Annotated in this window: 8 protein-coding genes; all 8 read left to right on the plus strand. The window is 65.4% G+C overall.

Features of this window, described 5'->3' with window-relative positions; genetic code table 11:
- The first annotated feature begins 322 nt into the window (after positions 1–322).
- Entirely contained in the window at positions 323–2,344 is a 2,022-nt protein-coding gene (locus ACIPZ5_RS23545; RefSeq protein ID WP_400810865.1) for a capsular polysaccharide biosynthesis protein, read from the plus strand.
- Positions 2,284–3,603: a capsule biosynthesis protein gene (locus tag ACIPZ5_RS23550; RefSeq protein WP_400810867.1), complete on the plus strand. Its 1,320-nt coding sequence runs from the start codon at positions 2,284–2,286 to the stop codon at positions 3,601–3,603. Before ACIPZ5_RS23545 ends, ACIPZ5_RS23550 begins: the two co-directional genes overlap by 61 nt.
- Positions 3,600–4,376: an SDR family NAD(P)-dependent oxidoreductase gene (locus tag ACIPZ5_RS23555; protein ID WP_343600309.1), complete on the plus strand. Its 777-nt coding sequence runs from the start codon at positions 3,600–3,602 to the stop codon at positions 4,374–4,376. Before ACIPZ5_RS23550 ends, ACIPZ5_RS23555 begins: the two co-directional genes overlap by 4 nt.
- A 7-nt stretch (positions 4,377–4,383) precedes the next feature.
- Entirely contained in the window at positions 4,384–5,973 is a 1,590-nt protein-coding gene (locus ACIPZ5_RS23560; protein ID WP_400810905.1) for a sulfatase-like hydrolase/transferase, read from the plus strand.
- 4 nt (positions 5,974–5,977) lie between these two features.
- Positions 5,978–6,547 carry a GNAT family N-acetyltransferase gene (locus ACIPZ5_RS23565; protein ID WP_343600307.1) on the plus strand — a complete coding sequence of 190 codons (570 nt, stop codon included), beginning with the start codon at positions 5,978–5,980 and terminating at the stop codon, positions 6,545–6,547.
- Positions 6,544–8,664 carry a capsular polysaccharide biosynthesis protein gene (locus ACIPZ5_RS23570; RefSeq protein ID WP_400810869.1) on the plus strand — a complete coding sequence of 707 codons (2,121 nt, stop codon included), beginning with the start codon at positions 6,544–6,546 and terminating at the stop codon, positions 8,662–8,664. Before ACIPZ5_RS23565 ends, ACIPZ5_RS23570 begins: the two co-directional genes overlap by 4 nt.
- 3 nt (positions 8,665–8,667) lie before the next feature.
- Positions 8,668–9,711: a phytanoyl-CoA dioxygenase family protein gene (locus ACIPZ5_RS23575; protein ID WP_400810871.1), complete on the plus strand. Its 1,044-nt coding sequence runs from the start codon at positions 8,668–8,670 to the stop codon at positions 9,709–9,711.
- Positions 9,712–10,503: 792 nt separating this feature from the next.
- Complete coding sequence (locus ACIPZ5_RS23580) at positions 10,504–10,959, plus strand: REP-associated tyrosine transposase (protein WP_343600301.1); 456 nt, start codon at positions 10,504–10,506, stop codon at positions 10,957–10,959.
- Positions 10,960–11,195: the final 236 nt, after the last annotated feature.

Below are 11,195 nucleotides of genomic sequence, written 5' to 3' on the forward strand. Positions count from 1 at the left end.
CATGACATCAATCTATTGACGAGCCCTCATTACGAGGATAGCGCTGCGCTGAAAGTTCGCTGACGACCGTACGCAAGCTCGGAATTTGAGGTTAGGTCACAAAAATTCACCGACAGACGGTCATTAGCTGTGAATTGATGTCAATTCGCCTCTATTGCCCTCAACATTGCTGAAAAATCTGTGATTTCTTTGTTAGAAATTCCTCTAAAAGCAATTCTCCTTATGCGGAATTGTATTAAGATTCGCCGCCTAAAAATTCTGGATCCCAAAAGGGTCCAACGCCCTGTCACCTTGCTCTGGTATGGAACCCCGCTTCTCGTTTATGGATGACGCGTCACACCGCCCGCGCTTGCTGATCCTGTCCAAAGGTGCCCAGCGCATCAGTACCTTGCCTGCCTTGTTGCCCGATTTCGCGCTGCACAGCGGTGCCGTGCGCGATGTGCCGGCCGCGGACTGGGTAATGGCCTGGGGGCGCAAGCCCAGTGCGCTCAAGGCCATGGCCGAGGCGCGCAAGGCCGGCAAGCAGGTGCTGACGCTGGAAGACGGGTTTGTCCGTTCGGTGGGGCTGGGGGCAGATGAGCCACCGTTGTCGCTGATCGTCGATGACGTCGGGGTGTATTACGACGCCAGCCAGCCGTCACGGCTGGAGCAACTCATCGCCACGCCCCTCACGGCCGAGCAGGCCGAGCGCGCCGATGCGCTGCGCAGCTTGTGGCAGCAGCAGCGGGTTTCCAAGTACAACGACGCGCGCATCGAACAGCCGCCCTTGCCGGCGGACTGTGTGCTGGTGGCCGACCAGACCTGCGCCGACGCCTCGCTGCAAGGCGCCGGCACGGCCGACTTCCAGGCCATGCTTGAAGCGGCCCTGGCGCGCTACCCGCACAGCACCATCCTGCTCAAGGTGCACCCCGACGTGGTCGCCGGTCGCAAGGCCGGGCACTACGACCTGGCGGCGCTGGCGGGCAACCCGCGGGTCCGGGTGCTGGCGCGCAATGTGCACCCGGCCGAGCTGCTGCCGCGCATGCGCGCGGTGTATGTGATGACCTCGCAACTGGGCTTCGACGCCCTGCTTTGGGGCGTGCCGGTGCACACCTGGGGCATGCCCTTCTATGCCGGCTGGGGCCTGACCGACGACCGCCTGCCCGCACCAGCGCGGCGTATGCCGGTGCCGCTGGCGCAGCTGGTGCACGCCAGCCTGGTGGCCTACCCGCGCTATGTATGCCCCGAACGCGGCACACCCAGCACGCCAGAAGCGTTGATCAATTGGCTGGGCCTGCAGCGCCGGCACCGCAGTGTGCTGCCCGGCAGCGTGCAGATGCTCGGTTTCAGCCGCTGGAAAGAGCCGCTCGCAGGCCTGTTTTTCAATGGCGCGGCCATCCGCTTCGTCAAGGCCGAACAACCGCTGACCGGTGATTTGCCGGTGGTGTCGTGGGGCTGCAAGCATGACGATCACCTGCGTGACCACCCGCAACCGGTCAACCGTGTCGAGGACGGTTTCCTGCGCTCGGTGGGCCTGGGCGCCGGCAAGGCGCGGCCGCTGTCGTGGGTAATCGATGACCTGGGCATCTATTACGACGCCACCCGCCCCTCGCGGCTGGAACGCATCCTCGCCAGCGAAACCTTCAGCACCGAGCTGCTGGCCCGTGCCCAGGCCCTGCGCCTGGCCATCTGCAGCGCCGGGCTGACCAAGTACAACTTGCCAGGCGCCAACTGGCAGCGCCCGGCCGAGGCGCGCCAGGTGATCCTGGTTACAGGCCAGGTGGAGGGCGATGCGTCGATCCGCTTCGGCGGCCACCAGATCCGCAGCAACCTGCAACTGCTGCGCGCTGTGCGCGAGCACAACCCGCAGGCGTGGGTGCTGTACAAGCCGCACCCCGAAGTACTGGCCGGTACCCGCGCCCGTGGCGACGATGAGGCACAAACCGTGCATTGGTGCGACGAGGTGATCGGCAACGCCCCTTTGCAGCAGCTGCTGGAGGTTGTGGACGAGGTGCATGTGCTGACCTCGCAGTCGGGCTTCGAAGCGCTGCTGCGCGGGGTACCGGTGACGACCTACGGCCAGCCGTTCTACGCCGGCTGGGGGCTGACCCGGGACATGGACCTGCAGCCTCAGGTGCAGGCAAGGCGCAGCCGGCGCCTGAGCCTGGATGAACTGGTGGCCGGCACGCTGCTGCTCTACCCCACCTATGTAAGCCGCATCACCAACCGCTTCACCACTGCAGAACAGACGCTTTACGAACTACAGCATTGGCATTCGCTACCCCAGCAAGGAGCTACCTCCCGATGGCAGGACTTGAAACGACGCTTGAGCAGTTTGTTGGGGATCACGCGCCCCAACAACTGAATGCACGGGCGACGCGTAGTCCGCTGCTGCGTATCCCCACCCATAACTTCCTGTTCCTGCAAGGGGTCAGTTCACCGTTCTTCAACCGCTTGGCCACAGCCCTGCGCGGCATTGGCCAGCGCGTACACAGCGTGCGCTTCAACGTGGGCGACGCCCTGTATGGCGCCAGCGGTGGCTACCTGAACTGCCCGCACAAGGCCGAGGACAGCGAAGCGTGGTATGCCCAGGTGCTGCGCCAACTGGACATCACCGACCTGGTGCTGTTCGGCGACTGCCGCCCGGTGCATCGCCCGGCGGTGCAGCTGGCACGGCTGCATGGTGTGCGCGTGCATGTGTTCGAAGAAGGTTACTTCCGGCCCTACTGGGTGACCCTGGAGCGTGACGGGGTGAACAACCATTCGCGCCTGCCCCGTGACCCGCAGTGGTACCGCGAGGTGGGCAAGCACATCCCGCGCTACCAGAACGGCAATGCCTTCAAGCTGTCTTTTGCCGCACGGGCCACCCACGATGTGCTGTATCACGTCGGTGGCGCGCTCAACCCGCTGTTCTACCCGCGCTATCGCACCCATGCGCCGTTCAGCGCGGCGGCCGAGTATGCCGGGTTCATCCGCCAGGGCTTGCGCCTGATGCGCGCCCGTGTGCACGACGATGCGCTGGTGGCCGAAGTGGCCCGCGAGCGGCACCCGACCTTCCTGTTGCCGCTTCAACTGGACAGCGATGCGCAAATCCGCGACCACTCGCCGTTCCAGAACATGGAGCAGGTGATCGCCCATGTCATCGACTCGTTTTCGCTCAACGCACCCTTCGATGCCCGCCTGCTGATCAAGAACCACCCGCTGACACCCGGGCTGGTGAACTACCGCAAGGTCGTGGCCAGGCTCGCCACGCAGTACGGCGTGGAAGACCGGGTGCATTTCATGGAAAGCGGGCACATGCCCACGCTGCTTTCGCACATCGCCGGCATGATCACCGTCAACAGCACCGCCGGGGCTTCGGCGCTGCTGCACCACCGGCCCACCTGCGTGCTGGCCGAGCCGATCTACGCCATGCCGGGCCTTACCCACCAAGGTGGGCTGGACACCTTCTGGCAGCAGCCGGAAGTGCCCGACAACACCTTGTTCCATCGCTTTCGCAACACGGTCATCCACACCACCCAGGTCAACGGCGGTTTCTATACCGGCTGTGGCATCGACATGGCGGTGGCCAATTGCCTGGAAGTGCTGATGGCAAAAACTTCAAGAATCGAAAAGTACCTATGAACCACACCGCTTCGCCCCGCTGCATCCTCATCACTGGCGCCACGGGCGGCATCGGTGGCGCCTTGGCGCCGGCCTACGCCGCGCCGGGCGTAACCCTGATCCTGCAAGGCCGTCGCCAGGACCGCCTGCTCGAGATGGCCGCACAATGCCGCGCCCTGGGCGCCGAAGTGCTGCTCGAAGCCATCGACGTGCGTGACCTTGATGCCCTGCGGGCGATGGTACGGCGGGTCAGCGAGGCACATCAGCCCGACCTGGTACTGGTGGGTGCCGGCCTCAACACCGCCGTCGGCGCCAATGGCGAAGCCGAGTGCTGGGACGACAGCCGTGCCCTGCTGGAGGTCAACGTGATGGCCGCCCTGGCCACTGTCGAAGCGGCACTGCCGGCCATGCGCAGCCGTGGCCACGGGCAGATCGGGCTGTTCAGCTCGCTGGCCGGCTGGCGCGGGCTGCCGGTGACCCCGACCTACAGCGCCAGCAAGGCAGCGATCCGCGTGTATGGCGAGGCGATCCGCGACTGGCTGGCGCCGGAGGGGGTCAAGGTCAATGTGATCGTGCCGGGCTATGTGGAATCGAAGATGTGCTTCGAAATGCCTGGGCCGAAGCCGTTCCTGTGGACCGCAGAAAAAGCCGCCCGCCGCATCAAGCGGGGCCTGGCGAAAAACCAGGCGCGCATCAGTTTCCCCTTCCCGCTCAACCTGGGCACCTGGCTGCTGGGGCTGATCCCGCAGTGGCTTTCTTCGATGATCCTGCGTGGGCTGAAGTACAGTGATTGATGCCTCCTTGTTGCCGGTTGCCGTGGTCGGGCTGGGCCTGACCGTACTGGTCGAACGTTTGCTGGTGCCCCGCCCAGCCCTGAAGCGCCCACTGGATTGCTGGCTGCTGCATGCAGGCTTGTGGTGCGTGGGCTTTGCCCTGCTCCACGGGCTGACCGCACGGCCCGTGTTCAGTGGCGTGAACCTGTTGCTGCTGTGGCTGCTGATCGTGCTGGTGAGCAACTCCAAGTACCACTCCCTGCGTGAACCATTCGTGTGTGCGGACTTCGAGTACTTCAGCGACGCGGTGAAGTTTCCGCGCCTGTACCTGCCGTTCTTCGGGATTGGCAAGGCGGTGGTGCTTGCCGTCGGCTTTGTCGTTTACCTGTGGGCGGGCCTGAGCTTCGAAGTGCCCAAGGCGCGTAGCGAAGCGCTGCTACCGCTGGTACTCGGCCTGGGCATGCTGCGCCTGGGGCACCGCGCGGTGCGGCCGAGCTTCGATGCCGAACGTGATGTGCTGGGCTGGGGCCTGGCGGCCAGCTTGTGGCGCTACTTCTGGGCGGCGCGGGCCAAGGTGGACCGGGCTGGGCTGGGCTCGCCGTTTGCCGCACTGGCCTCTTCGCGGGGCAAGCCCGCTCCCACAGTTACTGCGCCGGGTGAGCAATTGTGGCAGCAGGCTTGCCCCGCGAAAGGGCCGGCACAGGCGACCCAGCTTCCCGACCTGGTATCTGTTCAGAGCGAATCGTTCTTCGATGTGCGCAGCCTGTGGGCTGGTGTACGCCCTGGGGTACTCAAGCAGTTCGACCGCCTGGCCAGCGAATCCCTGGCCCACGGCAAGCTGCAGGTCGCCGCCTGGGGGGCCAACACGGTGCGCACCGAGTTCGCCTACCTCACCGGCATCCCGGCCGAGCGCCTCGGCGTGCACCGCTTCAACCCTTACCGGGTGCTGGCCCGCCAAGGCTTGCCAAGCATCGCCGCGCACATGAAGGCCCTGGGCTACCGCACGGTGTGCATCCACCCTTACGACGGCAGCTTTTATGGCCGCGACAAGGTGCTGCCGGCACTGGGCTTCGATGAGTTCATCGACGTGCGCGCCTTCGAGCCGTCGCAAAAGGCCGGCCCGTTCATCGGCGATTGCGCCGTGGCAGAAAAGATCCGCGTGCTGCTGCAGGCGCCGATGCGCAAGCAGCCGCTGTTCATCCATGCCATCACCATGGAAAACCACGGCCCGCTGCACCTGGAAAGCGTCACCGACGCCGAGCTGCCCAGCTGGTTCGAACGCCCGTTGCAAGCAGGCATGAAAGACCTGGCCCCCTACCTGCGCCACATCGGCAACGCCGACCGCATGCTCGGCATGCTGCGCGATACCCTGCAGGGTATGCCGGGTGAAGCCTTGCTGTGCTTCTTCGGCGACCACGTACCGATTCTGCCCGAGGTGTACCAGGCCATCGGCGCCCCGGCGGGCGATACCGACTACCTGATCTGGTCCAACCGCCGTCAGCCCGGCAGCCCGGCCGCCCCGCTCCGCGTTGAAGCGTTGTCCAGCGTGCTGCTGGCCGAGGCCCTTGCGGCCAACGCCAGCGCGCCTGCGCACAAAGCTGCCGCCGTGGTCGCCTGACGCCGTGTTGCGCATCGTCCTGGGATCGGAACTGGCACCGGAGCGTGCCGCAGACCCTGCCCTGGCGCATTTGCTGAGCCAGGGCCGCGGCTCGCTGGCGTTTCTGCTCGGCGATGCCGCCTGCCGCTTTCGCCTGCTGGCCGGGGGCATTCACTGGGACCGCGTGCTGCTGGCCTTCGACGGCGAGCGGGCGGTGGGCTTCGCCGCATTCAAACACGCCCGGCGCGGGCCGTTCGCCTTGCGCTGGCGGCCGTTCGTGCGGGAGTTCGGCCTGATCAATGGCGGGGTGCGCTTCGCCGGGTTCTGCCTCAGCGAATGGCGCGAGTGGCGCTACCCGTTCCTGCTGTATGGGCTGCGCGTGGGCAGACCTGCGCGTAACCAGGGGATCGGCGCGGCGCTGCTGCAGGCATGCTGCGCGCATGCCGCTGCCCAGGGTTTTGCCCGTATCGAGCTGGAAGTCCACCTGAACAACCTACGGGCACGGCGGTTGTACCTGAACAATGGCTTTGCCCTGCGCCGCAAGCGCCTGGTGCCGTTCCCGCCGGTACGCGGGATGTGGCGGGTGCTGCCATGAACGCACCGCAACAAGTGAACCTGCAGGCCCTGGTCGAAGGCCCGGGCTGGGTCGGCATCATGTCGCAGTGGGTGGCCTGGAAGGTGCTGCACCTGCCGCAGTTCCTTGGCCCGGAAGGCCCGCCTTTCTGGTTGTGGCGCCGCGGCAGCAGCAAGCCCAAGGGGCTCAAGGCCATCGCCGGCATCGGTTACAAGCAGTCGTCTGCCCACGCACGGGTGCTTTGCCAGCGCTGGGGGTTGCCCTACATCGCACTGGAAGACGGCTTCCTGCGCTCTTCGTCGCTGGGCATCGAAGGCGACACACCGATGTCGATGGTGGTCGACCCGATCGGCATCCACTACCTGGCCGATCGGCCTTCGCTGCTGGAAAACATCCTGCAGCAGCCCGAAACCCTTAGCGCGGTGGAGCTGGACTGTGCCCGCGAGCTGATCGCGCTGATGCGCAGCAGCGGCATCGGCAAGTACAACAACGCCCCCGACCTGCCCGCCGATGACCCACTGGGCCGGGAGCGGCCGCTGGTGCTGGTGGTCGACCAGACGGCCGGTGACTATTCGATCCCCGGCGGCGGGCTGTGCGAGGCGGATTACGTGCGCATGCTCGACACCGCCCTGGCGGAAAACCCCGACGCCGATGTGCGGGTGCGTATCCACCCGGACTGCCTGGGTGGGCAAAAGCCCAGCTGCTTGCTGGCGGCGGCCAAGGCCCGCGGGGTAACCCTGGAGGCGCGGCCGGTAGCCTGGGCATCGCTGGCCAGGCGCGCCAGGCGGGTGTACATCGGCACCAGCCAGGCGGGTCTCGAGGCGTTGATCCAGGGCGTGCCGGTGACCTGCTTCGGGCTGCCGTTCTACGCTGGCTGGGGGCTCACTGACGACCGCATGGCGATCCCCCGCCGCCGGGCGCGTCCCGACCTGGTGCAGCTGGTGGCGGCGGCATACGTGCGCTACTGCCGCTATGTCGACCCACTCACCGGGGCGTTGACCGACGCCCTCACGGTTGCCCGCCAACTGGCGCACAAGAAAGCCCGCGATGCAGAGTTCGCCGGGCGCACCACGGTACTGGGGGTCAAGCGCCACAAACAGCACAACATCCGCCGTTTCTTTGCCAGCCGCTGGGGGCAGTTGCGCTTTGCCGTGGACGCGCCGGGCCTGGTGGCAGAGGTCGCGGCCGAACAGGGCCGGCTGCTGGTCTGGGCCGCGCGCGAGCCGGCGCACCTGGCTGAGCAGGCACGCGCAGCCGGGGTGCCCGTGTGGCGGGTCGAGGATGGCTTCATGCGTTCCACTGGGTTGGGCGTGAACAACAGCCCGGCCTTGTCGCTGGTGCTCGACCGTGGCGGCATTCATTACGACTCCCGCTCCGCCAGCGACCTGGAACAGCTGCTGCAACACAGCGCGTTCACCCCCGCCTGCCTGGCCGACGCGGCGCAACTGCGCGCCAGCATCGTCGCCAGCGGCACCAGCAAGTTCAACCTGCGCCAGGGGCCGCAGCCCACCCTGCTGGGCCAACCGGGCCAACGCCGGGTGCTGGTGGTCGGCCAGGTCGAAGACGATGCCTCGGCCCTGAGCAGCGGCGGCGGCGTGGGTTGCAACCTGCGCTTGCTGCAGCAAGTGCGGGCGAGCCTGCCGGATGCCTGGGTGCTGTACAAACCGCACCCGGATGTCGAAGCCGGCAAGCGCCAGGGCCAGATCGCTGCCGGACAGCTGGCGGGCCTGGCCGACCAGGTGCTGGGCGGGGTCGACATCGCCACGCTGTATGGCCAGGTCGACGAGCTTCACACGCTGAGTTCCACTGCCGGTTTCGAAGCGCTGCTGCGCGGCGTGCCGGTGGTGACCTACGGCACACCGTTCTACGCCGGCTGGGGCCTGACCCGTGACCACCAGCCGTTGCCGCGCCGTACCCGGCGCCTGACCCTGGATCAGTTGGTAGCCGGCGCTTTGATGCGCTATGCGCGCTATGCCGACGTTCAGCAAGCCCTGCCCTGCGATGCCTGGCACGCCCTCGCCTGCCTGAACGCACCCCGCCCGGTGCGCCTGGCCGACCACCCGCGAGTGGCGCCGTTGCTCAACTACACCCGGACCATGCTCGGCTGCGGCCGGGCCCTGGCCCCATCAAAGGACTAGTCCATGCCTGTATCGATCAAGGACATCGGCCGTTACGCCGCACTGCCCTGGCATTGCCTCCAACTGGCCACCCACGCCAAATCGTTCGAGAACAACCCGGTGCTGGGCAGCGCCCGGCTCAATGCCCTGGGCCTGCATGTGCAGCGCCGGCAACTGGCGATGGCCATGGCCGGTTACCGACGCCAGGCACTGGCCGCGCGCCTGGCGCCGGCCGAGCGCGAGCACTTCGAACAGAACGGTTTCTTCATCCGCGAGAACGCTTTGCCGGCCGAGCAGTTCGCTGCCTTGCGCGCCGAACTGGGGGCGCTGCGCAGCACCGGCTGGGAGATGCGCCAGGGCCGTGCAGTCACGCGCCGGGTCAGCCTGGATCAGGATGTGCTGGCGGCCAACCCGGCCAGTGCGGCGTTCGTCGCCGACCAGGGCGTGCGCGACCTGATTTCGTATGCATCGTCGAATACCGGTGGCATCACCTATCAGCTGCAGTCGATCGTGATTGATGCGGCCAATGCCGACCAGGACCCGCAGACTCGGTTGCATGCCGACACCTTCCACCCGACGGCCAAGGCGTGGTTGTTCCTCGATGACGTGGAGGATGACCAGGGCCCGTTCAGCTATGTGCCGGGCTCGCACCGCCTGACCCCGGAGCGCCTGGCCTGGGAATACCGGCAGAGCCTGGGTGCCGCGCACTCGCCGGAGCAGATGCACCGTGAAGGTTCGTTCCGTATCGACGAGCCAGAACTGGCCGCCCTCGGCCTGCCCGCCCCGCGCCGTTTCGCCGTGCCGGCCAACACCCTGGTAGTCGCCGACACCTCCGGTTTCCACGCCCGCTGCGCCAGCCGCCAGGCCAGCCACCGGGTGGAGATCTATGCCAGCCTGCGCCGCAACCCGTTCATCCCGTGGCGCGGTGCGCACCTGTTTGCCTTGCCGTGGATTGCCAATCATCACATGCGTTGGGATATACGTTTGAAACGCTGGATGGGCTTTGACAAGAAGAGCCACTGGCGGTTTGTGGAACAGTTGAATGCCTATGAGACGCCGCACATCTGAGCCTTGTGCAGCCTGAGATGGCCCCTTCGCGGGACAAGCCCGCTCCCACAGGATGATCACTGGCCACCGGGCAGTGATCATCCTGCAGCTACCCTGGTGCCTCACTTCCCCTCTGGCAGTGCCCCATCCAGTGGCAGCTCAGGTCCATTCAACCTCTGGCAGTGATCATTCAGCTGCTGCACAGCTGCACCACTCACTCTCTGGCAGTGATCATCCAGTCACTGCCCTGCTGCATCACTCACTCTCTGGCAGTGATCATCCAGTCACTGCCCTGCTGCATCACTCACTCTCTGGCAGTGATCATCCCGTAACTGCCCTGCTGCACCACTCACTCTCTGGCAGTGATCATCCAGTCACTGCCCTGCTGCATCACTCACTCTCTGGCAGTGATCATCCTGTAACTGCCCTGCTGCACCACTCACTCTCTGGCAGTGATCATCCTGTAACTGCCCTGCTGCATCACTCACTCACTGGCAGTGATCATCCAGTCACTGCCCTGCTGCATCACTCACTCTCTGGCAGCGATCATCCAGTCACTGCCCCTGCTGCATCACTCACTCTCTGGCAGTGATCATCCCGTAACTGCCCTGCTGCACCACTCACTCTCTGGCAGTGATCATCCAGCAGTAGCTCAGGTGCATTGTTCGCCTTCAGGCAGCGACAGTCCCTGTGGGAGCGGGCTTGCCCCGCGAAAGGGCCGTTACTGGCAACCAATATTCTGCAACCTATTCGCCAGTTGCCCGCCAAGAACATCACCTAGTGTTGCCTTGAACATCCATCTAGGGACAACACATGGAACGTGCCGAATCCCACCTCCTGCGCCGTGGCCGCTTCTCTCAACCCGGTGGTCTGTATCTGCTGACAACAGTAACTCACCAGCGAAAACGCATCTTCACTCCCATGCGCTTCGCCCGCGCTGTGATACTTCAGATGCGCGAGGCAGAAAGAGACGGCCTGTGCCGGTCGCTGGCCTGGGTGGTCATGCCCGACCATATCCATTGGCTGATTGAACTGCAGACTGGCACCTTGTGCTGTTTGATGCGTCGGTTCAAATCACGTAGCAGTCATGCGCTGTATCAAGCAGGCATGCCGCGCAGGAAAATATGGCAGGCAGGCTATCAAGACCGGGCGTTGCGCCGGGAAGAGAGTGTGCGGCAAGTGGCGAGGTACATCATCGCCAATCCGATCAGGGCGGGCCTGGTGAAGCGTGCGAGGGATTATCCATATTGGGATGCGATCTGGGTATGACACACCGGCCTCTTCGCGGGGCAAGCCCGCTCCCACAGGCTCCTCACTGGCTTTCAGGCACTGACAGGCCTCTCCACTGGCTTTCAGACAGTGACAGACCTCTCCACTGGCTTTCAGGCACACACAGGCCTCTCCACTGGCTTTCAGGCAGTGACAGGCCTCTCCATTGGCTTTCAGGCAGTGACAGACCTCTCCACTGGCTTTCAGGCAGTGACAGACCTCTCCACTGGCTTTCA

The organism is Pseudomonas sp. NPDC089428, from assembly GCF_044749325.1.
In the GTDB taxonomy this organism is placed as follows: Bacteria; Pseudomonadota; Gammaproteobacteria; order Pseudomonadales; family Pseudomonadaceae; genus Aquipseudomonas.

Coding starts and splice junctions, on each gene's coding strand:
- ACIPZ5_RS23555 (WP_343600309.1), top strand. CDS start 3,600: ATGAACCACACCGCTTCGCCCCGCTGCATCCTCATCACTGGCGCCACG.
- ACIPZ5_RS23570 (WP_400810869.1), top strand. CDS start 6,544: ATGAACGCACCGCAACAAGTGAACCTGCAGGCCCTGGTCGAAGGCCCG.
- ACIPZ5_RS23575 (WP_400810871.1), top strand. CDS start 8,668: ATGCCTGTATCGATCAAGGACATCGGCCGTTACGCCGCACTGCCCTGG.
- ACIPZ5_RS23550 (WP_400810867.1), top strand. CDS start 2,284: ATGGCAGGACTTGAAACGACGCTTGAGCAGTTTGTTGGGGATCACGCG.
- ACIPZ5_RS23545 (WP_400810865.1), top strand. CDS start 323: ATGGATGACGCGTCACACCGCCCGCGCTTGCTGATCCTGTCCAAAGGT.
- ACIPZ5_RS23580 (WP_343600301.1), top strand. CDS start 10,504: ATGGAACGTGCCGAATCCCACCTCCTGCGCCGTGGCCGCTTCTCTCAA.